Source organism: Streptomyces sp. NPDC025618 (genome assembly GCF_055558795.1).
Genome location: NZ_JBVHLW010000030.1, coordinates 18,727 through 45,262, shown reverse-complemented (window position 1 = coordinate 45,262; position 26,536 = coordinate 18,727). Strand labels below are relative to the sequence as shown.

General features: G+C 71.1%; 21 protein-coding genes. 8 read left to right on the top strand and 13 right to left on the bottom strand.

Going from position 1 to position 26,536, the window contains the following annotated elements:
- The first annotated feature begins 66 nt into the window (after nucleotides 1-66).
- Nucleotides 67-1,287, top strand: coding sequence for an MFS transporter (locus ACZ4A5_RS23220; RefSeq protein WP_467587322.1), 1,221 nt, complete (start codon nucleotides 67-69; stop codon nucleotides 1,285-1,287).
- Between the two features lie 357 nt (nucleotides 1,288-1,644).
- On the opposite strand, the gene mgrA is transcribed toward ACZ4A5_RS23220, so the two are convergent.
- Entirely contained in the window at nucleotides 1,645-2,697 is a 1,053-nt protein-coding gene (mgrA, locus tag ACZ4A5_RS23215; protein ID WP_467587315.1) for an L-glyceraldehyde 3-phosphate reductase, read from the bottom strand.
- A 111-nt stretch (nucleotides 2,698-2,808) separates the two neighbouring features.
- On the opposite strand from mgrA, the gene ACZ4A5_RS23210 reads away from it, so the two are divergent.
- The 4 genes from ACZ4A5_RS23210 to ACZ4A5_RS23195 all read left to right on the top strand — a co-directional run bounded on the left by ACZ4A5_RS23210 (nucleotide 2,809) and on the right by ACZ4A5_RS23195 (nucleotide 8,026).
- The gene (locus ACZ4A5_RS23210) at nucleotides 2,809-3,570 is read left to right on the top strand and encodes an isoprenyl transferase (protein ID WP_467587442.1); all 762 of its coding nucleotides are present in this window, start codon (nucleotides 2,809-2,811) and stop codon (nucleotides 3,568-3,570) included.
- A 358-nt stretch (nucleotides 3,571-3,928) separates the two neighbouring features.
- Nucleotides 3,929-5,251, top strand: coding sequence for a PhoH family protein (locus tag ACZ4A5_RS23205; protein WP_467587311.1), 1,323 nt, complete (start codon nucleotides 3,929-3,931; stop codon nucleotides 5,249-5,251).
- A 433-nt stretch (nucleotides 5,252-5,684) separates the two neighbouring features.
- Nucleotides 5,685-6,407 (top strand): aggregation-promoting factor C-terminal-like domain-containing protein, encoded by a 723-nt coding sequence (locus ACZ4A5_RS23200; protein WP_398871404.1) that lies wholly within the window; start codon nucleotides 5,685-5,687, stop codon nucleotides 6,405-6,407.
- 167 nt (nucleotides 6,408-6,574) lie between these two features.
- The gene (locus tag ACZ4A5_RS23195; protein WP_467587306.1) at nucleotides 6,575-8,026 is read left to right on the top strand and encodes an AI-2E family transporter; all 1,452 of its coding nucleotides are present in this window, start codon (nucleotides 6,575-6,577) and stop codon (nucleotides 8,024-8,026) included.
- A gap of 71 nt (nucleotides 8,027-8,097) precedes the next feature.
- Here the strand turns inward: ACZ4A5_RS23195 and ACZ4A5_RS23190 are convergent, their stop codons facing one another.
- Both ACZ4A5_RS23190 and ACZ4A5_RS23185 read right to left on the bottom strand, forming a co-directional pair.
- Nucleotides 8,098-8,631 (bottom strand): alkyl hydroperoxide reductase, encoded by a 534-nt coding sequence (locus tag ACZ4A5_RS23190; RefSeq protein WP_366004895.1) that lies wholly within the window; start codon nucleotides 8,629-8,631, stop codon nucleotides 8,098-8,100.
- Between the two features lie 6 nt (nucleotides 8,632-8,637).
- Complete coding sequence (locus ACZ4A5_RS23185) at nucleotides 8,638-9,192, bottom strand: peroxiredoxin (protein WP_116213654.1); 555 nt, start codon at nucleotides 9,190-9,192, stop codon at nucleotides 8,638-8,640.
- 132 nt (nucleotides 9,193-9,324) lie between these two features.
- Between ACZ4A5_RS23185 and ACZ4A5_RS23180 the strand changes: the two genes are divergently transcribed.
- Nucleotides 9,325-10,341, top strand: a complete 1,017-nt coding sequence (locus ACZ4A5_RS23180; RefSeq protein ID WP_467587299.1) for a LysR substrate-binding domain-containing protein — start codon at nucleotides 9,325-9,327, stop codon at nucleotides 10,339-10,341.
- Between the two features lie 50 nt (nucleotides 10,342-10,391).
- On the opposite strand, the gene ACZ4A5_RS23175 is transcribed toward ACZ4A5_RS23180, so the two are convergent.
- From ACZ4A5_RS23175 to ACZ4A5_RS23155, 5 genes are all read right to left on the bottom strand, one after another.
- Nucleotides 10,392-12,815 carry an ABC transporter permease gene (locus ACZ4A5_RS23175; protein ID WP_467587296.1) on the bottom strand — a complete coding sequence of 808 codons (2,424 nt, stop codon included), beginning with the start codon at nucleotides 12,813-12,815 and terminating at the stop codon, nucleotides 10,392-10,394.
- Complete coding sequence (locus ACZ4A5_RS23170; RefSeq protein ID WP_467587292.1) at nucleotides 12,812-13,498, bottom strand: ABC transporter ATP-binding protein; 687 nt, start codon at nucleotides 13,496-13,498, stop codon at nucleotides 12,812-12,814. The genes ACZ4A5_RS23175 and ACZ4A5_RS23170 overlap by 4 nt, the downstream gene beginning before the upstream one ends.
- The gene (locus ACZ4A5_RS23165; RefSeq protein ID WP_398871392.1) at nucleotides 13,495-14,019 is read right to left on the bottom strand and encodes a PadR family transcriptional regulator; all 525 of its coding nucleotides are present in this window, start codon (nucleotides 14,017-14,019) and stop codon (nucleotides 13,495-13,497) included. The genes ACZ4A5_RS23170 and ACZ4A5_RS23165 overlap by 4 nt, the downstream gene beginning before the upstream one ends.
- A 165-nt stretch (nucleotides 14,020-14,184) precedes the next feature.
- Nucleotides 14,185-14,424, bottom strand: a complete 240-nt coding sequence (locus tag ACZ4A5_RS23160; RefSeq protein WP_467587287.1) for a type II toxin-antitoxin system antitoxin — start codon at nucleotides 14,422-14,424, stop codon at nucleotides 14,185-14,187.
- The gene (locus tag ACZ4A5_RS23155; protein ID WP_467587283.1) at nucleotides 14,421-15,380 is read right to left on the bottom strand and encodes an SPFH domain-containing protein; all 960 of its coding nucleotides are present in this window, start codon (nucleotides 15,378-15,380) and stop codon (nucleotides 14,421-14,423) included. The genes ACZ4A5_RS23160 and ACZ4A5_RS23155 overlap by 4 nt, the downstream gene beginning before the upstream one ends.
- A gap of 240 nt (nucleotides 15,381-15,620) precedes the next feature.
- On the opposite strand from ACZ4A5_RS23155, the gene ACZ4A5_RS23150 reads away from it, so the two are divergent.
- The gene (locus ACZ4A5_RS23150; RefSeq protein ID WP_467587279.1) at nucleotides 15,621-17,879 is read left to right on the top strand and encodes a transglycosylase domain-containing protein; all 2,259 of its coding nucleotides are present in this window, start codon (nucleotides 15,621-15,623) and stop codon (nucleotides 17,877-17,879) included.
- Nucleotides 17,880-17,948: 69 nt separating this feature from the next.
- Here the strand turns inward: ACZ4A5_RS23150 and ACZ4A5_RS23145 are convergent, their stop codons facing one another.
- The 5 genes from ACZ4A5_RS23145 to ACZ4A5_RS23125 all read right to left on the bottom strand — a co-directional run bounded on the left by ACZ4A5_RS23145 (nucleotide 17,949) and on the right by ACZ4A5_RS23125 (nucleotide 24,753).
- Complete coding sequence (locus ACZ4A5_RS23145; RefSeq protein ID WP_467587275.1) at nucleotides 17,949-19,412, bottom strand: catalase; 1,464 nt, start codon at nucleotides 19,410-19,412, stop codon at nucleotides 17,949-17,951.
- A gap of 183 nt (nucleotides 19,413-19,595) precedes the next feature.
- Nucleotides 19,596-21,683 carry a SpoIIE family protein phosphatase gene (locus tag ACZ4A5_RS23140; protein WP_467587272.1) on the bottom strand — a complete coding sequence of 696 codons (2,088 nt, stop codon included), beginning with the start codon at nucleotides 21,681-21,683 and terminating at the stop codon, nucleotides 19,596-19,598.
- Nucleotides 21,684-21,742: 59 nt separating this feature from the next.
- Nucleotides 21,743-22,453, bottom strand: coding sequence for a class I SAM-dependent DNA methyltransferase (locus ACZ4A5_RS23135; RefSeq protein ID WP_467587267.1), 711 nt, complete (start codon nucleotides 22,451-22,453; stop codon nucleotides 21,743-21,745).
- A gap of 100 nt (nucleotides 22,454-22,553) precedes the next feature.
- Nucleotides 22,554-23,234 carry a cytidylyl-2-hydroxypropylphosphonate hydrolase gene (gene fomD, locus ACZ4A5_RS23130; protein ID WP_467587263.1) on the bottom strand — a complete coding sequence of 227 codons (681 nt, stop codon included), beginning with the start codon at nucleotides 23,232-23,234 and terminating at the stop codon, nucleotides 22,554-22,556.
- A 124-nt stretch (nucleotides 23,235-23,358) separates the two neighbouring features.
- Nucleotides 23,359-24,753 (bottom strand): class II fumarate hydratase, encoded by a 1,395-nt coding sequence (locus ACZ4A5_RS23125; RefSeq protein WP_467587260.1) that lies wholly within the window; start codon nucleotides 24,751-24,753, stop codon nucleotides 23,359-23,361.
- A gap of 106 nt (nucleotides 24,754-24,859) precedes the next feature.
- Between ACZ4A5_RS23125 and ACZ4A5_RS23120 the strand changes: the two genes are divergently transcribed.
- Nucleotides 24,860-26,377 carry a ricin-type beta-trefoil lectin domain protein gene (locus tag ACZ4A5_RS23120; protein WP_467587255.1) on the top strand — a complete coding sequence of 506 codons (1,518 nt, stop codon included), beginning with the start codon at nucleotides 24,860-24,862 and terminating at the stop codon, nucleotides 26,375-26,377.
- Nucleotides 26,378-26,536: the final 159 nt, after the last annotated feature.

Below are 26,536 nucleotides of genomic sequence, written 5' to 3'. Positions count from 1 at the left end.
CCACCCCTGCCCTTTGCCTACCCGAGTTTTGAACTGCACGTTACAGAAAATGACAAGGTGACCGCTGTGCCACGAGCCATATACGTCCTCGCCCTGGGCATCTTCGCCATGGTGACCAGCGAGTTCGTCGTCGCAGGACTGATGCCGCAGATGGCGGAGGGACTGGACGCGACCATCCCCGAGATCGGCTATCTCATCACCGCGTTCGCGGTGGCCATGGCGGTCGGGGGCCCGTTCCTCACCGTAGCCGTGCTGAGGCTGCCGCAGCGGCGGGCGCTGATGGTGCTGTTCGCCGTCTTCCTGGCCGGCAACGTCCTGGCCGCCACCGCGTCCACCTACCCGGCCATGCTGGTGGCCCGCGTGGTCACCGGCACCGCCTCACAGGCGTTCTTCGGTGTCGCCGTCTCGCTGTGCGCCCGCCTCGCCCGCCCGGAGGTGCGCGGCCGCGCCATCGGGGTGGCCATGAACGGCCTGATGCTGGGCACCCTGCTCGGCCTGCCGCTGGCCACCGTGACCGGCGAACACCTCGGCTGGCGCGCGGCCTTCTGGGGCATCACCGCGCTCACGGTCGTCGCCGCGCTCTGCACCCTCGCCGGCGTCCCCCGCCTGGACCGGGCCCCTGCCGAGGGCGGCGGTGGCCTGCGGGGCGAGCTGGGCGTCTTCCGCCGCCCCCGGCTGTGGCTGGCGCTCTCCACCAGCACCTTCATCATCGGCGCGACGTTCGCCGCGTTCAGTTACCTCAACCCGATACTCACGGAGGTCACGGGCTTCGCCACCGGCACCGTGCCGCTGCTCCTCATCGCGTACGGCGCGGCCACCGTGGTCGGCAACACCGTCGTCGGGCGCCTCGCCGACCGGCACACCCTCGGCGTCCTGCTCTGCGGCCTCGCCCTGAACCTGGTGTTCCTCGTCGGCTTCGCGCTCTTCGCCCACCTGCCCGTGCCGGCGGTCGTGTGCATGCTGGGGATCGGCCTCGTCGGCGTCACGATGAACCCCGCGATGGCCACCCGGGTCCAGCGCGAGGGCAACGCCGGGCCGCTGGTCAACACGATCCACTCCTCGTTCATCACCCTGGGCATCGTCATCGGGACTTCGGCCGGCGGGCCGGCCATCGACGCCTTCGGGCTGCGCGCGCCGCTGTGGATCGGGGCGGGCATGGCCGTCCTCGGCCTGCTCACCCTTGTCCCCGCCCTGGTCCGTCGCCCGGTCGGCCCAGTGGACGGACAAAGCACCGCAAAAATCATGATCTGCCAAGAAACCGCCACGCGGCAGACTCGGACCGTCTGACGTCAAAAGGCGTCAAACGCATCAACCTGACGATGAATTTTCAGGAAGTTTTCGTAAGGGCCAAGGGCAGGCATCCGGTCGGGCGTCGAATGGCTTGTTCTACACCGTAGGCCCAGCGCTGGCGGGCCCTGCGCGGCCTCGGGTGATCTTGGTCCACCGCCGAGTTCAAGATCAATAAGGTCACCGAGCGTCAGCATCGCGCGCGCCGTCACCCTTGTCGGTGCGCGGAGCAGGGCCTCAGAGCGGTTAAGGTGGAAACCCCCCCTCGGGCCGGTCCGTATCCCCCCCACGGACCGGCCCGTTTTCTTTCCCTCGCATCACGGTGCGTGATGATTCGTATGAGGTTTGGGAGAGGGTCTAGGACCCGTTGCGGCTCGCCCAGATGTTGACGCCCTCGGTGCTTACCGCGAAGGAATCGATCTCAGACAGCTCCTCCTCGGTCAGCTTCGGAGCCCCGAGCGCCGCGACGTTCGCCTCCAGCTGGCGCACGCTGGACGCGCCGATCAGCGCCGAGGTCATCCGCGGGTCGCGCAGCACCCACGTCAGGGCCAGCTGGGCCAGCGACTGGCCGCGCCGCCGGGCGATCCCGTCGAGCCCGCGCAGCCGCCGCACGACGTCCTCCGTCAGCAGCCCCGGGTCCAGCGACTTGCCCTGCGCCGCCCGCGAGCCCTCCGGGACACCGTCCAGGTACTTGTCGGTCAGCAGCCCCTGCGCCAGCGGCGCGAAGGAGATGCAGCCCATGCCCTCCGCCTCCAGGGCGTCGAGCAGCCCGTCGTCCTCCGTCCAGCGGTTGATCATCGAGTAGGACGGCTGGTGGATCAGCGCGGGCACGCCCAACCCGCGCAGGATGCGCGCCGCTTCACGGGTGTTCTCCGCGCTGTACGAAGACACGCCCGCGTAGAGCGCCTTGCCCTGCTGGACGGCGGACGCGAGCGCGCCCATCGTCTCCTCCAGCGGGGTCTCCGGGTCGAAGCGGTGCGAGTAGAAGATGTCGACGTGGTCGACACCCATTCGGCGCAACGACGCGTCGAGGGACGAGAGCAGGTATTTCCGGGAACCCCACTCGCCGTACGGGCCGGGGTGCATGAGATAGCCGGCCTTGGTGGAAATGACGATTTCGTCGCGGTACGGACGGAAGTCCTGGGCGAAGATCTTGCCGAAGTTCAGCTCCGCGGAGCCGGGCGGCGGACCGTAGTTGTTGGCCAGGTCGAAGTGGGTGACACCCAGGTCGAAGGCGCGGCGGAGAATGGCGCGCTGCGACTCCAGGGACCGGTCGTCGCCGAAGTTGTGCCACAGACCCAGCGAGATGGCGGGCAGTTTGAGGCCGCTGTGCCCCGTGCGGCGGTACTCCATCGCGTCATAGCGATTTTCGGCCGCACGATAGTGAGTGGAATGAGTCGGTTCGGTCATGTGTATCTGACTATCACGGTCTTGTGACAGACCGAGTTGGGTCCTCGTGACACGCGGGCAGTAGTGTGGCGCCCTCGGGGCGACCGCCGTGGCATGGAGGGGCTGGAAGACGTGAAGTTGCGCGACCTGGTGTACAGGCTCTACGCACGCCGGGTGGAAGGCCGCCTCGACCATGCCCAGGTGCCCAAGCACATCGGCGTCATCCTCGACGGCAACCGCCGCTGGGCGCGCGCCGACGGCCGCACGCTGGAGCAGGGCCACCAGGCCGGCGCCGACAAGATCCATGAGCTGCTCGGCTGGTGCGCCGAGACCGATGTCGAGGTCGTCACGCTCTGGATGCTCTCCACCGACAACCTCGACCGCCCCGCCGACCAGCTCAACCCCCTGCTCGGCATCATCGAGAACACGGTGCGCGGCCTCGCCGCGGACGGCCGCTGGCGCGTCCACCACGTCGGCACCCTCGACCTGCTCCCCGCCCGCACGCAGTCCGTGCTGAAAGAGGCGGAGCAGGACACCATCGGTATCAACGGAATACTGGTCAATGTCGCGGTCGGCTACGGCGGTCGGCAGGAGATCGCGGACGCGGTGCGTTCGCTGGTGCTCGAAGCGGCCGAGAACGGCACCTCTTACGAGGAACTCGCCGAGATGGTCGATGTGGAGCACATTTCCAAGCACCTCTATACGCGCGGCCAGCCCGACCCGGATCTGGTGATCCGCACCAGCGGCGAACAGCGTCTCTCCGGCTTCATGCTCTGGCAGAGCGCGCACTCGGAGTACTACTTCTGCGAGGTCTTCTGGCCGGCCTTCCGAAAGGTCGATTTCCTGCGCGCGCTGCGTGATTACGCCGCGCGGCACCGCCGCTACGGCTACTGATCGCGGCCCGGGAGCGGGCCGCGGGGCACGGAGTTCGGGCACGGCTACGACCCCTGACGGACCGGGCGTTCACCTCGCCGTCGCATATGCCGTTGCATGGTCAAGCGGTCCAGCGGGAATATCCCCTCCAGGCCGACGGTCTGTCCAAAGACCGTCGCTCTGCCAGCGGGTGGCATGGGGCCGCCCGCCCGGGAGGCCCTTTGCAACACGGACGACGACCGTGCGGACCGAGCGGACCCGCGGGTCCGCCCGGACGACGCGGAGGGCCGGCGTCCGGCCCTCGAAGGGCATGGACCCGGCCCAGTTCCCCGGCGACGTCGTCGCGCCCCGACCTCTCCCCGAGGGGGTTCGTCCACCCGTGGTGACCAGCAAGAAGCGCCGTGAGAACGACCGGCGCACCTATGTCCTCGACACCAGCGTCCTGCTGGCCGATCCAGGCGCCATGGCCCGCTTCGAGGAGCACGAGGTCGTGCTGCCCGTGGTGGTGGTCACGGAGCTGGAGGCCAAGAGGCAGCACCCCGAGCTCGGTTACTTCGCACGGCAGGCGCTCCGCCTGCTGGACGGCTACCGGGTGCAATTCGGCCGCCTCGACTCACCGATCCCGATCGGCGAGCTGGGCGGGACGCTCAGGGTCGAGCTCAATCACTCGGATCCCGGCATACTGCCCGCCGGTTTCCGCCTCGGTGACAACGACTCGCGCATCCTCGCCGTGGCCCGCAACCTCCAGGCCGAGGGGTACGACGTCACCGTCGTCTCCAAGGACCTGCCGCTGCGGATCAAGGCGTCCGCGGTCGGGCTGCTCGCGGAGGAGTACCGCGCCGAGCTCGCCATCACCGACTCGGGCTGGACGGGGATGGCCGAACTCGCCGTCACCGCCGAGCAGGTGGACGAGCTCTACGCCGCCGAGGTGGCATATGTGCCGGAAGCGTCCGAACTGCCCGTGCACACCGGGCTGGTGCTCCAGTCCGAGCGCGGCAAGGCGCTCGGCCGGGTCACGGCCGACGGCTCGGTGCGGCTGGTGCGCGGCGACCGCGAGGCGTTCGGGATCCACGGGCGCAGCGCCGAGCAGCGGGTGGCGCTCGACATGCTCCTCGACCCGGACATCGGCATCGTGTCGATGGGCGGCCGGGCCGGCACGGGCAAGTCGGCGCTGGCGCTGTGCGCCGGTCTGGAGGCCGTCCTGGAGCGCCGGCAGCACCGGAAGGTGATGGTCTTCCGCCCCCTGTACGCCGTCGGCGGGCAGGAGTTGGGGTATCTGCCGGGCAGCGAGGCGGAGAAGATGAGCCCCTGGGCGCAGGCCGTCTTCGACACCCTCTCCGCGGTGACGAGCGCCGAGGTGATCGAGGAGGTCGTCGGGCGCGGCATGCTGGAGGTGCTGCCGCTGACGCACATCCGCGGGCGGTCGCTGCACGACGCCTTTGTGATCGTGGACGAGGCGCAATCGCTCGAAAGGAATGTGCTGCTGACCGTTCTGTCGCGCATCGGGGCCAATTCGCGGGTGGTCCTCACCCATGACGTGGCGCAGCGCGACAACCTCCGCGTCGGCCGCTACGACGGCGTGGTCGCGGTCGTGGAAAAGCTGAAGGGGCATCCGCTCTTCTCCCATGTCACGCTGACGCGTTCGGAGCGTTCGCCCATCGCGGCACTGGTGACCGAAATGCTGGAGGAAGGCCGCATCTGAGGGAGTGGGCAGGCAATTGCCCCACCGCGGGTGAGGTGACGGGGCAGCGCGCGGCGAAGCGAAGGAGCTTAGCCGCGCGTTGTCGTGCCGCGCCGCACTTTCCGCGAAACGGCTGGAGTAAACGGCATGTGAGCTTTCCCACGCAACGTGGAATTGCCTCGGGGTGTCCCCGTCGGGCAGAGTCTGGGTCCTGTCAGGCCCCGCATACGGCACTTCGGCACCCTCCGGGTGCCGCACCACAAGAACTGAACAGCGTCGCCGTATGCCGCCCGAGCATCACGCGGACCTCCCCTTGCGGAGGGCCCACCGGGTCAGTGCCTCCTGTGACCGGCCGGTCCCGCCTCCGGTGGTGCCGCGCAAAACGGAGGCCAGCGCCAGGGGCACGATTGCGCCCGCGAGGTCACCTAAGCGGGCGATGCTGGAAGGAAACCGTGTGAGCCGGATCTCGGTCCGGGGGTTCGCCGTGGCATCCGCCACCGCGGTCACCACCGTTGGCGCCGTCGTAGGTGTCGCGTCGGGCAGCGACCATGGCACAGGCCAGGTCGAGGCCACCGCGGCGGACACGACCCTCCTCGCGGACATCCCCGCCGGACAGAACGTCCAGCAGCAGGCGTCCTTCCTGACGCAGCAGGCGGACACCCAGTCCGACGCCGCCGACACGGTCGCGAAGAAGGACGCCGAGGAGACCGCGCGCAAGCAGGCCGCCGACGACGCCACCGCCAAGAAGGAGGCCGCGGACGCCGCGGCCAAGAAGGAAGCGGAGGAGAAGGCGGCCAAGGACGCCAAGGAGCGCGAGGACAAGGACGCGGTCAGCAGCCGCTCCGCCTCCCGCGACGCCTCGTCCTTCGCGGTCAAGGGGTCCTACTCCACCGCCGAGGTCCAGGCGATGGCCCGGCAGATGATCCCGGGCGACCAGTTCCAGTGCTTCAGCAACATCGTGAACAACGAGAGCGGCTGGGACTACACCGCCACCAACGCCTCCTCCGGCGCCTACGGCCTGGTGCAGTCGCTGCCCGGTTCCAAGATGGCGTCCGCCGGTGCCGACTGGCAGACCAACCCGGCCACCCAGATCAAGTGGGGCCTCGGCTATATGAACGAGCGCTACGGCAGCCCCTGCGGCGCCTGGTCGTTCTGGCAGGCCAACCAGTGGTACTAGGCTCCGGCCCGCCGGTCCGCCGGTGACTTCCACGTCTCACTCAGCCCCCGACCTCAACCGGTCGGGGGCTTTGTGTGTCTTCCCCGAGGACGGCTGGCGGACGTGCTGACAGCGGGCCCGGGTAACGTCGTCGTGATGGCCGCGGGGAGTGGGGTAGAGGAAGAGAAATGTCGAGATTGCCGAAAATGATCGGCGGCATGGGGACGGGTCTGACCCGGCTCGCCGAGCTGCTCGAACGCCGGAGGGCGCAGGCGCAGCAGGCGGACACGCCGGTCGCCGCGGCCCCCGCCGCCGAGCCCGCGCCGGTCCCCGTGCCCGCCGTCGTACCCGGACCGGCTCCGGAGTCCGCGTGGACCGGGGCCCCCGAGTCGGCACGGGCCGCCGCGTCCGTCCGAGCCGGGGCCCCCGAGTCCGCGGGCGCGGAGCCGGGCGGGGCCGGGCCCGCGCCGGAGCAGATCCCGGCGCCGCCCGGCTGTGCCCCGGCCGTCGCGGCGCGCCCCGACCCCGTCGCCGCCGTGCCCTGGGGCGTGCGGGTCGCCGCCGAGGTGGCCTGGCGGCTGCTCATCCTCGCCGGGACGCTGTGGGTGCTGATGCGGGTGATCAGCTCCGTGCAGTTGGTCGTGCTCGCCTTCACCGCCGCCCTGCTGATCACGGCGCTGCTCCAGCCCACGGTCGCCTGGCTCAAGCGGCACGGCGTGCCCCGGGGCCTGGCCACCGCGATGACCTTCATCGCCGGCTTCGTCATCATGGGCCTGGTCGGCTGGTTCGTGGTCTGGCAGGTCACCGAGAACATCGACGACCTGTCCAAGCAGGTGCAGCAGGGCATCAAGGACTTCAAGCACTGGCTGCTGAACAGTCCGTTCCACGTCACCGAGGACCAGATCAACAGCATCGCCGACAACCTCAGCCAGGCGATCGGCAGCAACACCAAGGACATCACCACGGCCGGCATAGAGGGTGTGCAGGTCATCATCGAGGTGCTGACCGGCATCCTGCTGGCGATGTTCAGCACGCTCTTCCTGCTCTACGACGGCCCCAAGATCTGGCAGTGGCTGCTCAAGCTGTTCCCGGCTGCGGCGCGCGAGGGAGTGGCGGGCGCCGGTCCGCGCGCGTGGGCGACGCTGACCGCCTATGTGCGCGGCACGGTGATAGTGGCCCTGATCGACGCGATCTTCATCGGCGTGGGGCTGTTCTTCCTCGACGTGCCGCTGGCCGTCCCGCTGGCGGTCTTCATCTTCCTCTTCGCCTTCATCCCGCTGGTCGGCGCCGTGGTCTCCGGGGCGCTCGCGGTGATCGTGGCGCTGGTGACGCGGGATGTCTTCACGGCGACGATGGTGCTGGTGGTGGTGCTCTCGGTGCAGCAGATCGAGGGCCATGTCCTCCAGCCGTTCATCCTCGGCCGCGCCGTACGGGTGCACCCGCTCGCGGTCGTCCTCTCCGTGGCCGCGGGCTCGCTGATAGCCGGCATCGGCGGCGCGGTGGTCGCGGTGCCGCTGGCCGCCGTCACCAACACGGTGGTGGGCTATCTGCGGGCGCACGCCAGGGAGAACGCCGTCGGGGCGGTGGCGTCCGCCGGCCCGGACCGCGCACCCGCACCGGATCCGGTGCGCCGCGGCTGATGACGACGCAGAGGGCCCCACCGGGCGAATGCCTGGTGGGGCCCTCTGCGTGATGCCGTGCGGCGGACCGATTACTCGGCCAGGACCGCCTCGGAGTCGAGCGTCGCGCCGACCGCCTGGAGAACGGAAGCGATCTTGAACGCCTCCTGGATCGTCTCGCGGTCCACGCCGGCCTTGCGGAGCACCTGCTCGTGCGAGTCGAGGCACATGCCGCAGCCGTTGATCGCGGAGACGGCCAGCGACCACAGCTCGAAGTCGACCTTCTCCACGCCCGGGTTGCCGATGACGTTCATCCGCAGGCCCGCGCGCAGGTTGCCGTACTCCGGGTCCGACAGCAGGTGCCGGGTGCGGTAGTAGACGTTGTTCATCGCCATGATGGCGGCGGCCGACTTGGCCGCGCCGTACGCCTCGGCGGAGAGGTTGGCCTTGGCCTCCGGCTCCAGTTCCCGCAGCACGATCGGCGAGCGGCTCGCGATCGCGCAGGCGAGGACGGTGCCCCACAGCTGCTGCTGCGGGAGCGGGGAGTTGCCGATGACCGAGCCGAGGTTCAGCTTCAGGTCCTTGGCGAAGTCCGGTATCCGGGACTTCAGCTCGTCGAGGGCCATGTCAGGTCACTCGCCCGCGAGCAGCGCGACCGGGTCGAGGGTCGTCTCGCCCTTGTTCCAGTTGCACGGGCACAGCTCGTCGGTCTGCAGCGCGTCGAGGACCCGCAGGACCTCCTTGGGGTTACGGCCGACGGAACCGGCGGTCACCATGGTGAACTGGATCTCGTTGTTCGGGTCCACGATGAAGACGGCGCGCTGGGCGTAGCCGTCCTCGCCCTCGACGCCACAGGCCTGCATGAGCTCGTGCTTGGCGTCGGCCAGCATCGGGAAGGGCAGGTCACGCAGGTCGGCGTGGTCCTTGCGCCAGGCGTGGTGGACGAACTCGGAGTCGCCGGAGACGCCGAGGATCTGGGCGTCACGGTCGGCGAACTCGTCGTTCAGCTTGCCGAACGCGGCGATCTCGGTCGGGCAGACGAAGGTGAAGTCCTTCGGCCAGAAGAAGACGACACGCCACTTGCCCTCGTAGGACTTGTTGTCGATCTGCGCGAACGCCTTGTCCGCGTCGAGGTCCACACAGGCGGTCAGGTCGTACTGGGGGAACTGGTCACCGACAGTGAGCACGCGCTCTCCTTGCATCGAGGAAGACCATGGCGGCGCTTCCTGCGGGGTTGGACTCAGGCCACCCTGCCACAGGAGGCATTGATAACGGAAATAGCTAGACTGAGTGAAGTTGATCGGAGGTGGTTATCAGTCATGTCGTCCATAAGCCCGGAGGCGGAGCCCGCCGGTACCCCCGCGGCGGCCCCGCGGGCCGGTGCCGGGAAGGCCGCGCCGTCCCGCCCCCGCCAGCCCAGCCTCGCCCAGCTCCGCGCCTTCGTCGCGGTCGCCGAGCACCTGCACTTCCGCGACGCGGCGACCGCCATCGGCATGAGCCAGCCCGCGCTCTCCGGTGCCGTCTCGGCCCTGGAGGAGGTCCTCGATGTGCAGCTTCTCGAGCGTACGACGAGAAAGGTGCTGCTCAGTCCCGCGGGGGAGCGCCTCGCCGTGCGTGCCCGCGCCGTCCTCGACGCCGTCGGCGCGCTCCTGGAGGAGGCCGACGCGGCCCGCGCGCCCTTCACCGGAGTGCTCCGCCTCGGGGTGATCCCCACGGTGGCGCCGTATCTGCTGCCGACGGTGCTCCGGCTGGTCCACGACCGCTATCCGGCCCTCGATCTCCAGGTGCACGAGGAGCAGACCTCCTCGCTGCTGGAGGGGCTGTCCCAGGGGCGGCTGGATCTGCTGCTGCTCGCGGTCCCGCTCGGCGTGCCCGGGGTGGTCGAGCTGCCGCTCTTCGACGAGGACTTCGTCCTGGTGACTCCGAGTGACCACTGGCTGGCCGGACGGGGGGACATCCCGCGGGCCTCGCTGCGCGAACTCGATCTCCTGCTGCTCGACGAGGGCCACTGCCTGCGCGACCAGGCCCTCGACATCTGCCGCGAGGCGGGGCGCACGGTGGGGATGCCCGTCACCACCAGCGCCGCCGGGCTGTCCACCCTGGTCCAGCTCGTGGGCGGCGGCCTGGGCGTCACACTGCTGCCGCGTACGGCGCTGCGCGTGGAGACCAGCCGCAACGACCAGCTCGCCACGGGCTACTTCGCGGAACCGGCGCCCTCGCGCAAGGTGGCGCTCGCGATGCGGGCGGGGGCGGCGCGGCAGGGTGAGTTCGAGCAGTTCGCCGAGGCGCTGCGGGAAGCGCTCGCCGGACTGCCCGTGCGGATTTCCCGGGACTGAGCGAAAACCGGGCTGGAGAAGCCACGTTCGGCCTCCAGCCCGGTCCGCATTTATTCCGTGCGCAAGCCATCCGCGCGCATCATGCGCCACAGGGGTGGCAGGCTCACGAGGGTCACCAGGAGGATGACCGCCGTGCCGGCGCCCACCAGCGGCAGGAAGGACAGCCAGTCCTGCACCCGGCGGTCGATCAGCCTGAGCATCGTCCAGCCGAGCCCGAGGCCGCCCGCGACCGCCAGGATCATGCCGAGCACGACCGGGACGGCGGTCTGCCAGAGCACCGACCAGCCGATCGTGGAGCGCCGGGTGCCCAGCGCCACCAGCGCGGACAACAGGCGGCTGCGCTCGCGGAGTTGCTCCAGGGTGGTGACGAGCATGCTGCCGCCGATGAGGAACAGCGTGAGGGTGCCGCCGACCAGCAGCCCCCGCTGGATCGCGGCGTAGTGGTCGTCCTTCACCACCCCGCCCATCCGCCATACGCGTACGGCCGGGTCGATGCCGGCGGCGGTGTTGCGCACCCGCTCGATGGCGTCCAGGTCGCCCTGACGGAACTTCACCGAGGCCACCGTCCTGCCCTCCGGCATGGCGCGGACGTCGATCGCCGAAGGCGTGGCCAGCACGCCGTACTCGTGCTCACCGGCCGGGTCCGGCCGGGTCGCCACCACACGCGCCGAGGCGGGCACGGTCCACCGGTACGCCTTCGCGGAGCCGCCCGAGGAGTCCCAGCGCGCCATCTCCAGCGGGGTGCCGGGCGGGAAGCGGCGCGCCGTGTCGACATCACCGTCCGGCTCCTGGGCGACGAAGACGTCCCCGTCCGCGCAGGAGTCCAGCCGTGCCAGCTCGCGCAGCGTGGCGCAGTCGGCGACCCGGACGGTCGTGACCCCGCCCCTGCCGCCTCCCTTGCCGGTCGCGTCGGCGTAGCTCTCGACCGTGGCGACCGCCCCGACGACCCCCTCGGTCGCCCGCAGCCGCTCCTGCCAGCCGCGTACCTCCGCCGCGGTCCCCGTGCGGTACATGGCCCTCATCTGCGAATGCGTCGCCGGGACCTCGTCGGGCTCGGCGACGTAGTCGTTCTGCATCCCGGCGAAGAGCATCTGCACCGCGATCGCGCCCGCCACGGCGACGGTGATGCCGCTGACCGCGCGGGCCGCGGAGCCACCGCTCAACTGGAGCCGCCGGACGGCCAGCTGCCAGGGCAGCGGCCCGCCGCGCAGCCGGGCCACACACGCCTCGACCAGCCAGGGCAGCAGGGCGGTCACCCCGACCAGCACCAGGACGGCGCCCACGGCGACCCGCACCGTCGGGACCGCGGCGCCGTAGGCGTACAGCGAGACGCTGCCGGAGAGCGGTACGAGCAGGGCCAGGCCCGCGACCGGGAGCAGCAGCCGCCACCACAGCCTGCGGCGCCGGGCGACGGCGTTCCGCACGATGCCCAGCGGCTCGATGGCGACGCCGCGCAGCGCGAGCAGGGTGATCACGACGGCCAGGGCGGGCACGGCGACGGCGACGAGCGCCGCCAGGGCGGGCGCCGGGGCCAGGTCGGCGGGGAAGACGCTGGTGTCCTGGATCGTGACCCCGGAGGCGAACCGCCGGATGAAGAGGAACACCCCCGTGCCGACGGCCAGTCCGATCAGCGCGGCACACAGCGCCTCGCCCGCCGCGATCCGCCGTACGGCCTTGATGTCCGCGCCCACCAGCCGCAGCGCGGCCAGCCGGCGGTCGCGCTGGTCGCCGCCGAAGCGCACGGCGGTGGCGATGAAGACGGCCACCGGCAGCAGCAGCACGACACACACCATGACGACCAGCAGCAGGAGCGCCGGGCTCAGCGGGGGGTCGTCCTGGTCGGAGCCGTAGCGGTTGACGCGCAGAACGCGTTCGCCCTGGCCGTAGCGCACGGCGGGGTTGTCCGTGCTGAGGTGGTCGCTGCCGATGTAGAAGAAGAGCTCGCTGGGACCGATGAGTCCCGCGTCGCCGATGGTGCCCACGGCGCGGTACGGGAACCGCTCGCGCAGCAGCTTTCCCTCGTCGGACTTCAGCAGTCTGTCGAGCGCGGGGGAGACCACCATCTCGCCCGCGCCGGGTATCCGGTCCACGCCGGGCGGGGCGGGTGCCTCCGGGCCCTCGGCCCGCAGCAGCGCGCCGCTCACGGGCTTGTCGCGGAAGTCCGTGCTGACCGACTGATAGAGGAGGGTGTCGGGCCGCGGCCCGGCTGCCGTTGAGGAGGTGACATCGCGCGCGGCCTCACGCTCGTCACGCTGGGACAGCATCTCCGGCACGGAGGCCGCGATCAGCAGCAGGACCACGCCGATGCCGACGCCCACCGCGGTGAGCCCGGTGCGCAGCCAGCCCTCGCGGCCGCCGGTCAGCGCGAAGCGGGCGCCGGTGGCCAGGTCGCGGGCCCAGGCGGTGAGCCCGGTGGGGCCGGTCGGCCTGTCGGCGGGGCCGCGGCCGGGGCGCTCGTCGTCCGCGCGGGTCATGAGACACCCGCCATGTCCCGCGCGGCGCCGTCCCGCACGACGACCTCGCGGTCGGAGTACGCGGCGACCCGCGCCTCGTGCGTGACCAGGACGACCGCGGCCCGCGTCTCCCGGGCGGCCTGCGTCAGCAGCCGCATCACGCGCTCGCCGTTGAGGGAGTCGAGGGCGCCGGTCGGCTCGTCGGCGAAGATCACGCGCGGCCTGGTGACCAGCGCGCGGGCGACGGCGACGCGCTGCCCCTGGCCGCCGGAGACCTCACCGGGCCGCTTGCCGCGCACCTCGGTGACCTCCAGCCGCTCCAGCCACTCCAGGGCGGCGGCCTCGGCCTGCTTGCGCTTCATGCCGTTGAGCCGGAGCGGCAGGGCGACGTTCTCGGCGCAGGTCAGCTCCGGCACCAGCTGCCCGAACTGGAAGACGAAGCCGAACTCGCTCCGGCGCAGCGCGCTGCGCTCGCTGTCCGACAGCTCCGACAGCTCGCGCGCGCCGTAGCGGACGGTGCCGGAGTCGGGCCGCACGATGCCCGCGAGGCAGTGCAGCAGCGTCGACTTGCCCGAGCCCGAGGGGCCCATCACGGCGACGACCTCGCCGGGGTGGACGGAGAAGTCGGCCCCGGCGAGCGCGGGTGTCGGCCCGTACGCCTTGCGCAGGCCGGTGGCGGCGAGCAGGGAGCCCGAGGGGGTCACGCGCCCACCGCCTTGGCGAGCTGGTCGAGCCGGGCGGCGGTGAGTTCCAGCCAGCGCAGATCTGCCTCCAGATGGAAGAGCGCGTGGTCGCAGATGAGCTGGTCGGCGAGATCGCCCGAGCTCTTGCGCCGGGTGAGCTCGCGCATCAGCCGCAGGTGCTCCGCGCGCTGGGCGTCCAGCAGGCCGTCCGCGTCGCGTCCGGTCAGCAGGGCGACGACCACCTTGGTGTAGAGCGTCGACTGGAGATACGGCTCGGGCTTCTCGGGCTGGACGAGCCACTGCTCGACGTCCGTGACCCCGGCGTCGGTGATGGCGTAGCGCTTGCGGTCCGGGCCGCCGCCCTGCTCTATGCCGTCCACCTCGACGAGGCCGTTCTTCAGCAGCCGCGACATCGTCGAGTAGACCTGGCCGTAGTGGAGCGGGCGGTCGTGGCCGAAGCGTTCGTCGAAGGCGCGCTTGAGGTCGTAGCCGTGGCTCGGGCCGGCTTCGAGGAGGGCGAGCAAGGTGTGTCCGATTGACATGCGGAGGACTGTACGCGGGGTGTATACGCTCGATGTATACAGGGGGTGAACAGGTGGCTCGATCTTTTCGGTGGCCGGGGCATGCCGAGGCGGGCCGGTCCACCACCGGGTTCAGCTGTGGACCGGCCCGCCTCGGGGTCTTCTCATCCGTCTCCGGCTCTTCGCCTAATCCGTCTCCGGCTCCTTGCGCGGACGGCCGCGGCGCGGGACCGGCCCCGTGCCCTGCGGGAGCCGGCCCGCGTCGGCCAGCGCCTTGCGCAGCAGGAACTCGATCTGCGCGTTGGCGCTGCGGAGCTCGTCGCCCGCCCAGCGCGTCAGGGCGTCGTGCACGAGCGGGTCGAGCCGCAGCAGCACCTGCTTGCGCTGCCGCGGCCCCCGCTGCTGTGGGGGGTGGTCCTCCGTCACTGGTAGAGGGTGCCCGTGTTCAGGACCGGCTGCGCGGCGCGGTCACCGCACAGCACCACCATCAGATTGCTCACCATGGCCGCCTTCCGCTCCTCGTCCAGCTCCACGAAGCCCTGCTCGCTGATCCGCGACAGCGCCTCCTCGACCATGCCGACCGCGCCTTCCACGATCAGCTTCCGGGCGGCCACGACCGCCCCGGCCTGCTGTCGCTGGAGCATGGCAGAGGCGATCTCCGGTGCGTACGCGAGGTGGGTGAAGCGCGACTCGATGATCTGCACGCCGGCCGCCTCGACGCGCGCGTGCAGCTCGACGGCGAGCTTCTCGGTGATCTCCTCGGCGTTGCCGCGCAGCGACAGCGCGTCGTCGTCGTGCGCGTCATAGGGGTACTCGATGGCGATGTGCCGGACGGCCGCCTCGGTCTGCGTGGCGACGAACTCCTGGAAGTCCTCCACCTCGAACATCGCCTGGGCGGTGTCCTCGACCCGCCACACCACGACCGCGGCCAGCTCGATCGGGTTGCCGTAGGCGTCGTTGACCTTCATGACGGCGGTCTCGTGGTTGCGCACCCGGGTGGAGACCACATCACGGCTGGTGAAGGGGTTGACCCAGCGCAGGCCCTCGGTGCGGATCGTGCCGCGGTAGCGGCCGAAGAGCTGGACGACGCGCGCCTGGCCCGGGGCCACGGTGTTGAGCCCGCTCATGGCCGTGAGCGAGGCGATGCCGGCGAGGATGCCCGCCACGACGAGCGCGGCGCACAGCGCGCTCTTGCCGTCGTGGCCGAAAAGCACCGCCAGGGCGATGAGTCCGGCGGCTATGAGCAGGCCGACGAGCCCCAGCAGCAGGGCCGTCCCGCCGCCGATGTCGCGGGCGGGGAACTCCCGCACCCGCGCCGCGGGCATGACCGGCGGCTCCGTCGGCGGTGCGGTCTCCGTGGCGGTGATGGCGGTGTCCTGCATGGAGGTTCCCCGTTTCCTCGGCGTCGCGCGGTGGTCGGCCGCACGTCGTTGGGTGTCTAGCAAAGTGATAGCACATTATCGCCCTGTACCGTTTTCCGCACTGCGCCGTACCCGGTTCCCGCCACCCGGGGTGCTGTATGTCACGTGCCGCGAAGCCTTGATCGATGGGCGTTTGGTGACAGTTGCGGTGTTAGCTTCGTGAGCTGGGTTGGGGGCGGACAGAGTGGAGCTACGGGAGAGATGGGCCGAGCGGAAGCGCGACGGGCGCAGAAAAGCACCCGCACAGCAAAGGGCAAGAAGCCCAAGAAGTCCGGCATACGCCGCTTCTTCACCTGGAAGAAGCTGCTCGCCTACTTCGTGGGTCTGATAGCCCTCGGCGCCGGCGCCTTCGTGGCGCTCTACATGTACGTCGACGTGCCCACCGGCAAGCTGGAGACCCAGCTGCAGAGCAACGTCTACAAGCTCGACAACGGCACGGTGCTGGCCCGTACGGGACAGGTCAACCGTGACACGGTCACGCTGGACAAGATCCCCGAGGGCGTCCAGCACGCCGTCGTCGCCGCCGAGAACAAGGACTTCTGGACCGACCCCGGCGTCGACATCAAGGGCACCGCGCGCGGCATCTTCAACACCCTGATGGGCCGCGGCAAGCAGGGTGGCTCGACCATCACCCAGCAGTACGTCAAGAACTCCTACCTGAGCCAGGAGCAGACCGTCACCCGCAAGGTGAAGGAGCTGATCATCTCGCTCAAGGTGCAGCAGAAGTTCGACAAGAAGGAAATCCTCGCCGGGTATCTGAACACCAGCTACTACGGCCGCAACGCCTACGGCATCCAGGCCGCGTCCCGCGCGTACTTCGACAAGGACGTCAAGGACATCAACGTCGAGGAGGGCGCCTACCTCGCGGCGCTGCTCCAGGCCCCGAGCCAGTACGACTGGTCGGCGGCCACCGACGCGGGCAAGGCCAACGCCAAGGCGCGCTGGAACTACGTCCTCGACAAGATGGTCGAGAAGAAGTGGCTCGACCCGGACAAGCGCAGGACCATGCAGTTCGAGGTGCCGAAGCAGCCCAAGCCCCCCAAGGGCCTGACCGGGCAGAACGGCTATCTCGTCGAGGCGGCCAAGAGCGAGATCGAGCACGCCTTCCGCAAGAGCGGACGCGGCGAGGGCGCGCTCGCGGCCGGCGGCTGGACCATCACCCTCAGCATCGACCCCGCCCGCCAGAAGGCCCTGGAGCAGGCGGTCAAGGACAAGGTCACCTCCAAGCTCGACCCGCAGGCCCGCAAGGTCGACGCGTACGCCCAGGTGGGCGCCGTGTCGGTGGACCGCAAGACCGGCAAGGTCGTGGCCCTGTACGGCGGCCAGGACTTCGAGAAGCACCAGATCAGCAACGCCACCCGCGAGGACTACCAGCCGGCCTCCACCTTCAAGCCGGTGATCTTCGCCTCCGCGCTGGACAACAAGTCCAAGACGCAGGACGGCCAGCCGATCACGGCGAGCACGATCTACGACGGCACCAGCGAGCGCCCCGTCAAGAACAGTGACACGCCCTTCGCGCCGCAGAACGAGGACCACCAGAGCTACGGCCCGGTGACGGTCCAGGAGTCGATGAACAAGTCCATCAACTCCGCGTTCGCGCAGATGGCCGTCGACGTCGGCCTCGACAAGGTCAAGAAGACCGCCGTGGCCCTCGGCATGAACGGCGAGGCCGGCGGCTTCGAGGAGAAGCCCGCCATGTCGCTCGGCTCCATGAGCGCGAGCCCGCTGCACATGGCCGGCGTCTACGCCACGCTCGCCAACCACGGCAAGCAGACCACCCCGAGCATCGTCGCCTCCCTCTCCCGCAACGGCGAGAAGGTCGCCCTGCCGGACGCGATCGGCCCGCAGATCATCGACCGCGTCGACGCCGACGACGTCACCCAGGTCCTCAAGGGCGTGGTCAACGACGGTACGGCCAGCGTCGTGCAGAGCTCGGAGTACGCGGTGGCGGGCAAGACCGGCACCTCCGACGACAACAAGTCGGCCTGGTTCTCCGGCTACACCCCGGACCTCATCACCTCGGTCGGCATGTTCGGCGAGGGCCCCGGCGGCAAGCAGGTCCCGCTGACCGGCACCGGCGGTGTCGACGGCGGCCGTGTCAACGGTGGCGGCTACCCCGCCGAGATCTGGGCCGCGTACACCGGGAAGGTCGCCGACGGCGACACCGAGTTCGACCTGAAGACGGACGAGGCCGGCGCGGTGCCCCCGCCGCCCGCCCCGACGGTCTCCACGAAGCCCTCCGCGCCGCCGTCCGGCAAGCCTTCGTCGACCCCGTCGACCGGCCCGTCCACGCCGCCGTCGCCGAGCGCCTCGCGGAACACCCCGTCGCACGACCCCAAGCCGCCGACGACCAAGCCCACGCCGCCCACGCCGCCGACGACCAAGCCGACACCGCCCACGCCGCCGACGCCGCCCACAGGCGGTGACGGCGGGGACCCGCCGTTCAACAACCGCGACTGACCCCGTACGCCCGTCCGGCCGCCGCCCCGCACCAGCGGGACGGCGGCCGGACGCGTGGTGCGGGGCCGGTCAGCCGCCGTTGACCGCGGTGGCGATCCGGTCGCCGACGTTCTTGTCGATGTTGCGCCAGTACTGGAAGGCGCGGTCCAGCACGGGCCTGCTCACGCCCTGCTTGAGGTGGCCGGAGACATTGGCGACCAGCCGGTCGCGCGCGGCGTCGTCGAGGACCTGGCGGACCATCGTCCCCGGCTGGCCCCAGTCGTCGTCCTCGCGGTGCAGCTTGTACGCCTCGCGCACCATCTCGCCCGCCGCCGCCCAGCCCGCGATCTCACCGAAGCGGCCGGTGTCCGCGGCCGGCCCGCCGTAGGAATTCGGCGCGTACGGCCGGGCCACATTCGCCGGCTCGTAACGCATCGGCCCGTCCTTCGCATAGGAATTCACGGCCGAGCGCGCCCGGTTGGGCGGCAGCTGGGAATAGTTCGGGCCGATGCGGTAGCGGTGGGTGTCCGGGTACGAGAACAGCCGGCCCAGCAGCATCTTGTCCGGCGACGGGCCGATTCCCGGCACCAGATTGGACGGCTCGAAGGCCGCCTGCTCGATGTGGACGAAGAAGTCCTCGGGATTCTTGTTCAGCGTCATCCGGCCGACCTCGATCAGCGGATAGTCGCCGTGCGGCCAGACCTTGGTGAGGTCGAAGGGATTGAAGCGGTAGTCCGCGGCGTCCGCGAAGGGCATCACCTGGACGTACACGGTCCACGACGGGGCGTCGCCCGACTCGATCGCCTCGTACAGATCCCGGCGGTGCTTGTCCGCGTCGGAACCCGCCAGCTGGTCCGCCTCCTCCTGGGTGAGGAATTCGATGCCCTGGTCGGTCTTGACGTGGTACTTCACCCAGAACTTCTCGCCACCGCCGTTCACCCACATATAGGTGTGCGAGCTGTAGCCGTTCATATGGCGCCATGTCTTCGGCACGCCGCGGTCGCCCATCAGCCATGTGACCATGTGCGCGGACTCCGGGGACAGCGTCCAGAAGTCCCACTGCATGTCGTTGTTCCGCAGGCCGGTCCGCGGATGGCGCTTCTGGCTCCGGATGAAGTCCTGGAACTTCTGCGGGTCACGGACGAAGAAGACCGGGGTGTTGTTGCCCACCATGTCGTAGTTGCCGTGCTCGGTGTAGAACTTCAGGGCGAAACCCCGCGGGTCACGCCAGGTGTCCGGGCTGCCCTGCTCACCGGCGACCGTCGAGAAGCGGGCCAGCATCTCGCACCGCTTGCCGGGCTGGAAGAGATCGGCCTTGGTGAACTGGCTGACGTCATTGGTGACTTCGAAGAAGCCGTAGGCGCCGCCGCCCTTGGCGTGGACCACGCGCTCCGGGACCCGTTCGCGGTTGAACTGGGCCATCTTCTCGATCAGATAGTGATCCTGGAGCAGGATGGGGCCGGTATCGCCGATGGTGAGCGAATGCTCGTCGCTCTCCACAGGAATGCCGACGTTGTTCGTGGTGTAGGGAACCTGCTGCGCCGAGTCGGTCATGGGACGCCTCCCGGAACGGGGATTGGGAGAGGGCGCGTCCGTGCCGCCCTCCACCCGAGCCAGTGAACTCCGCCGACAGCGCGTCGGCAACAGGAGCCTGGACACTGTCCAGAATTCCACGTCGCCCGGGTGGAGGAAACGGCCGTACGAAGGCCCGCGTCCCCCGGCGCGTGCGCGGCGGCCTCAGCGGGCGTGCGCCGGCAGCGCCATCTCGAACCACACCACCTTCCCCGTGCTGAGCCGGGTGGCGCCCCACCGTCTGGCCAGCCTGTTCACCAGATACAGACCCCGGCCGCCCTCGTCCGAGGGCCGTGCCTGCCGCAGCCGCGGCAGCTGCGGCACGTCGTCGCCGACCTCGCAGCGCAGCACGTCCGTCCGGAGCAACCGCAGCGATATGGGCCGTTCGGCGTACCGCACGGCATTGGTGATCACCTCGCTGACCAGCAGCTCCACCGCGTCGGTGAGCTCGTCCAGGCCCCACCGGGCCAGCGCGCGCCGGGCCAGCCTGCGGGCCTGGCGGGCCGTCTGTGGGCGCGGGTCGAGGAACCAGTACGCCACGTCGCTCGGCGCGATCCCCTCGAAGCGGGCGGCGAGCAGGGCGATGTCGTCGTCCCGGTCGCCCGGGCCCAGCATGCCCAGCACCTCGTCGCAGAGGGGCTCCAGCGGGGGCGGGTTCGGGCCTGTCAGCCGGGCCGTCTCGATCAGCCGCTCCCGCAGCTGCTCTATGCCGGTCCACACGTCCCTTATCCGGGACTCCACCAGCCCGTCGGTGTACAGCAGCAGCGTCGCCCCGGCCGGCGCGTCCAGCTCCACCGCCTCGAAGTCGACCCCGCCCACGCCGATGGGCGCGCCCGGCGGCACGCGCAGCACCTCCGCGCGCCCGCCGCGGTGCAGCATGATCGGCGGCGGGTGCCCGGCGTTGGCGATGACGATGCGGTGCGCGACCGGGTCGTAGACCGCGTACAGGCAGGTCGCCATGCGGTCGGAACCGAGCCGCTGCGCCTGCTCGTCCAGGTGGTGCAGCACCTCGGCCGGGGGCAGGTCCAGGCCCGCGAGGGTCTGCGCGGTGGTCCGCAGCTGACCCATGATCGCGGCGGAGGTCATCGAGTGGCCCATGACGTCACCGACGACCAGCGCGACGCGGTTGCCCGGCAGCGGGATCGCGTCGTACCAGTCACCGCCCACCCGGGCCGTCTCGGCCGCCGGGAGATAGCGGCTGGCGAGCCGCACGCCCGTCGGCTGGGGCAGCGAGTCCGGGAGCATGGTGCGCTGGAGCTCGTCCGCGATGTACACCTCGCGGCCGTAGAGCACGGCCTTGTCCACGCCCAGGGCGGTGTGGGTGGCGAGCTGCGCCGCCACCAGCAGGTCGTCGCCCTCGAAGGCGGGCCGGTCCGCGCGCCGGATGAAGACCGCCGCGCCGATCACCCGCCGCCGGCCCCGCAGCGGCGCGAGGATCGTGCGCTGCCGGTCCGGCACGGCGCGGTCCTCGCCCAGCAGCTCCGGGAGCGCCGCCCGCGCGGCGGGGGAGTCGCCGTAGACGGGCCGGACCCCTCGCAGCACCTCCGCGAGCGGCCCTCCTATGCGCACCTCGCAGCGCTCCGCCGCGACCGCCGCGAGATCGGTCGCGGGGTCGGAGCGGTCCACCGGGGCGTCGGCCCCGCCCGTCTCGCCCAGGCCGCGCACGTGCTCCGGCAGCTGGTCGGTGCGGCGCAGCCGCAGGACGACGGGGCCCACGGGCCGCTCGTCGCCCACGGGCAGCGGGTCGCGCAGATAGACGAGGATCGCGTCGGCGAAGGTCGGCACGGTGGCCCGGCACAGACCCAGCACGATCTCGTCCAGGTCGATGCCGCGCGCGATCCGCCGGGTCGCGGCGCCCACGAACCGCAGCCGCTCCCCGCCGGTGGCCCCGGCGGAGGGCATGCCCGCCCCGCCGCCGGCGGGGGGCCGCGGATCACCGGGGCGGCCCGCGGCGGGCTCGGGCCGGGTGCCGTCGCCGGCCGGACCGTCGTGCTCGCCGGCCCGGGCGGAGCCTTCGCGGCCCGGCTCGCCGGGCCCGGCGGCGGCGTGGGCCGGGTCGCCGGGATCCGTACGGCCGCGGTCGCGCGGGCCGTCCGAGCGGCCGTCCGGCTGGCGCGGCAGGCGGGCGGCGGCCGCGGCGGCCTCGGAGCCGAGCGCGGCCGTGCCCGGCGCGGGGGCGGCCGTCTGCTGGACGGCAGCCTGCCGCGTCGGCGCGGTCCGCTGTCTTCCGTGGGAGTTGGGATGCTCCGTCACGCGTGGGGTTCCATCCGTCGGGGCCGTACGCCCGGGTCGTTCAGGGGGCGCACCGTGGGTCAGGCGCGTCGCAGATTGAAGAAGAGCTGGATCTCTGGTGGTACGTCCGTACTCGCCGGGGCGTACGCCAACGTGCTTTCCCCGGCGACGTCGAAGCCCGCCTCGCACACGACCTGACGCAATTCGTCCCGCAGGTATCCGGATACCCGGATCGTGTTCCCCAGGAACGGAATCGCGAAGTCGTCCACGTCGGCCTCGACCATCGACAGGGCCAGCAGCCCCCCGGGTCTCAGCAGTCCGTGCACCATCCGCAGGGCGTGCGGGATCTCCGCGCGCGGCAGCATCAGCAAGGAGAAGAAGGCGGCGACCCCGTCGAACGTCCCCAGCCGCCCGTCCCGCAGCTCGGCCAGGTCCGCGCGGAGGAACTCGGCCCCGGGGACGTTGGCGCGGGCCAGGTCCAGCATGCCGGAGGAGAGGTCGACGCCGACCACCCGGTGACCGGCCTCGTCGAGCTGCCGGGCCGTCGGCAGGCCCGTACCGCAGCCCAGGTCCAGGATCCGGGAGCCGGGCGGCAGCGTCTCCGCCAGCCAGGCGCCCGCGGCGAGCTGGCCCTCCTTGTGCGGGAAGGCTTCGTCGTAGCGGTCGCCTATCGCGTCGAACGCCTCGGCCTGACCGCTGCGGTCCAGCCCTAAGCGGACGTAGCCGTCGTACTCCCGCCCCTCGTCACCGCTCACGGCTCCGCCCTCCTGTGACCGTCTTGTTGTGAACATGCGTCACATGCCGTGTTCTGTTCGCGCCGTGCTGCTGTGCAGTATCGCGGAGGCCGATCCTACGGTTGTCCGTCGGGGGCCCGCCAAGCGCTTCCCGAGGTTACGCCCGGATCCCGGCGGGGGAGCGGTCCCAGTCGGCGGGCAGCGCCGGCACGGTCCAGGAGGGGTCGGGCCGCCAGTTCTCCCAGCCCCCGGCGAACGGAGCCCCCCAGGACTCGATGAGCGCGACCGCGGCCCGCCCGGCCTCCCGTACCCGCGCCGCCTGCCCGGCGGACATCAGGCCCGCGCGCTGCGCCTGGCCGAACTCGTCCTCGTCCTTCCACTCCCAACTGCGGTCCGGATAGACGGCGATGTCCAGGAAGTGGTCCTCGGAGTCGACGCCGCCCGCCCAGCGCGCGAGCGGCTCCTCGAGGTTCACGTACCAGTTCTTGAAGCCCCAGCCGGAGTCCCAGAACAGCCAGACCGACCAGGGCTCGCCGGGCCGGGCCAGCTTGAGCACGCCGGTGCCGAACCAGCGGGAGACGACGGTGGTACGCGGCTTGGTGTAGCGGGTGTCCAGCGGCTCCTCGTGGATGGAGGTGCCGTCCGCGAGGAGCGGCTTGACGCAGTCGGTGCCCGGTGCCATCCACACCGCGAGGAGCTCGTCGGTGTCCTGCACGACGGTGACGGGACGGCAGATGTGGACACGGTCGGTGCCATTGCCCCGGTAGCGCCAGAGGATGTGGTCCCCCGGCGCCCAGGGGGCGCTGCCTGCTGTCGTGTCCACGGTGTCCGCTGTCATGCGCAGATCCTAGGCGGGGTGGCCTCGGACGCGCCGTGATGTGCGCCGCAATAGGTACGGTCCAGGAGCGGGGATTGACGCGGGGGCGCGTCCGCGGGCCGCCCGCGACGGCCCGCGCGCGGAACTACGGCCGCGTCATCCGCAGGACGTCCAGCGCCTCGTCCAGCTGCTCGCGCGTCAGCAACCCCCGCTCGACATAGCCCGATTCGAGCACCACCTCCCGGATCGTCTTCCGCTCGGCGAGCGACTTCTTCGCGACCTTCGCCGCCTCCTCGTAGCCGATGTAGCGGTTCAGCGGCGTGACGACGGACGGCGAGGACTCCGCGTACTCCCGGGCCCGCTCCGCGTTCGCGGTGATGCCGCCGACCGTGCGGTCCGCCAGCAGCCGGGACGCGTTCGCCAGCAGGCGCACGGACTCCAGCAGGTTCTTCGCCATGACCGGGAGCATCACGTTGAGCTCGAAGTTCCCGGCCGCGCCCGCCGTGGCCACGGTCGCGTCGTTGCCGATGACCTGCGCGGCCACCATCAGGACGGCCTCGGGGATCACCGGGTTGACCTTCCCCGGCATGATCGACGAGCCCGGCTGGAGGTCGGGGACATTGATCTCGGATAGGCCGGTGCGCGGGCCGGAGGCCATCCAGCGCAGGTCGTTGCAGATCTTGGTGAGGCCGACCGCGATCGTGCGCAGCTGACCGCTGGTCTCCACCAGCCCGTCCCGAGCCCCCTGCGCCTCGAAGTGGTCGCGGGCCTCGGTCAGGGGCAGCCCGGTCGTCCGCGCGACCTCGGCGATGACGGCGCCGGAGAAGCCCGCCGGGGTGTTGATGCCGGTGCCCACGGCCGTGCCGCCCAGGGGGAGTTCGGCCAGCCGCGGCAGCGAGGCGCGCAGCCGCTCGGCGCCGTAGCGCACCTGCGCCGCGTAGCCGCCGAACTCCTGGCCCAGGGTGACGGGCGTGGCGTCCATCAGGTGCGTGCGCCCCGACTTGACGACGTCCGCGAACTCGGCGGCCTTGCGCTCCAGCGCCGCCGCGAGGTGCTCCAGCGCCGGGATCAGGTCACCCGTGACGGCCGCGGTGGCCGCGATGTGGATGCTCGACGGGAAGACGTCGTTGGAGCTCTGCGAGGCGTTGACGTGGTCGTTCGGGTGCACGTCCCGGCCGAGGCGCTCGGTGGCCAGGGTGGCGATGACCTCGTTGGCGTTCATGTTGGAGGACGTGCCCGAGCCGGTCTGGAAGACGTCGATCGGGAAGTGGTCGTCCCAGCGCCCGCGCACCACCTCCTCCGCGGCCTCGGCGACGGCCTCCGCGACGTCCTTGTCGATCACACCCAGCTCGGCGTTGACCCTGGCCGCGGCGGCCTTGATCCGGCCCAGCGCCTCGATGTGCGCCCGCTCCAGGCGCTGCCCGCTGACGGGGAAGTTCTCCACCGCCCGCTGGGTCTGCGCGCGCCACTTCGCGTGGGCCGGGACCCGTACCTCGCCCATGGAGTCGTGCTCGGTCCGGTACTGCTCACTGTCGGTCATCGTCACTTACCTCCTGTACAGCACAGCGTTTGTCCGGTCCGACCTGTTCCCAAGAGGCACTCCCACCTAGTAAATACCGCGGGTAACAACTGAAATCGGAGGCTCCATGACACGCAGACCCACCCTGCGCTGTGCCCTCGCCGCCGTCGCCGCGTTCGCCGCGGCGCTCGGCGGCACGGCCGCCACCGGACCCACCGCCCAGGCCGCCACCCGTACGGCCGCCTCCACCCCCCTGACCCCGGAACTGGAGAAGATCCGCGCCGCGGAGGCGGCGAAGCTCTACGGCGACGCCGCCGAGCGCCCGCTCGCCGACCGCAAGACCTCCCTGGTCTCGCTCGGCGACAGCGAGATAGCCGGCGAGGGCGTGGGGAACTACGAACCGGGCACCAACGGGCCCACCAACTGGTGCCACCGCTCGCCCGACGCCGCCATCCACCGCACCACCATCCCCGCCGACGTGACCTACAACGTCGCCTGCTCCGGTGCCTCCACCGCCAACATCCGCATCGGCGGCAGCAAGCAGTACGCGGACGAGCTGGTGCAGAGCGACGCCCTCGCGATCAAGGCGCGCAACACCCACGTCAAGCTCGTCCTGCTGGTCGCCGGCGCCAACGACGACCTCCAGTTCGGCCCCGTGATGACCGACTGCGTCGAGCGCTATCTGCTGCTCCAGGGCACCTGCGAGCCGAAGTACGCGCCCGGCTGGCAGGCCCGCGTCGACGGCCTCGTGCCCAAGGTCGAGCAGACCGTACGGGATCTGCGCACCGTGATGACGAACGCGGGCTACGCCGCGGGTGACTACAAGCTCGTCGTCATGGGCTACCCCAGCCCCATCGGCCCCGACTTCGAGGACAACCCGGACTACCCCGGCAAGATCCCGGGCGGCTGCGTCGGTTACACCTCCGACGCGGCGTGGGGCCGCGACACCGCCGTGCCCGCCTTCGAGCGCGGCATGCGGCGGGTGGCCCGTGACACCGGCGCGCTCTTCCTCGACAACTCGCGCCTCTTCCACGGCCACGAGGTGTGCTCGGACAACACCTGGGCGCGCGGGCTCTACATCGACGTGACCAACCCCTTCCCGCCGGACGCCAATTCCGTGCGCCAGTCCTTCCACCCCAACTTCCGCGGCCACGGCGCCTTCGCGTCGTGCCTCGGCCAGCTCTACGCCTCCGGCTACCGCGAGGCGGGCTGCGCGGACCCGGCGAGCACGGGGTCGCCCGTGCTGCGCGAGGGCGCGTGGGACGACGCGTACCAGCCGCTGAAGAACGAGGCGACGGGCTCCTGCGTGGACGCGTACGGGGCGAGCAGCCGCAACGGCACGGAGGTCGGCGGCTGGGACTGCTCCGGCGCCCGCAACCAGGGCTGGTGGTACGACGCGCAGCGGCAGTCCCTGCACACGGAGCTCTCCCAGGACCGGTGCGTCGACGTGCCGTCCGGCTCCTACAAGGCCGGGACCGCGGTCGCGCTGTGGGACTGCCACGGCGGCACCAACCAGCGGTTCGTGCGCGACGGCTCGACGTACCGGCCCGCCTCCGCGCCTGAACTGTGTCTGACGCTGGCGGCGGCGAAGGAGCCGGTGCGGCTGGCGGCGTGCGACGGGTCGGCGCGGCAGCGCTTCGCGTAGGAGCGGGGTTTTCCCCCTGCCCGCCCCTTCCCGAAAAGGGGGGGGGGGACCCCAACCCCCCCCCCCCCCCCCCCCGGGATTTGGGGGAAACGCACGAAAAGCGGTCGGGGGTCGGGGTGTCCCCCGCTTCTGGAAGGGGGGGGGGAAGGGGAAAAAAAC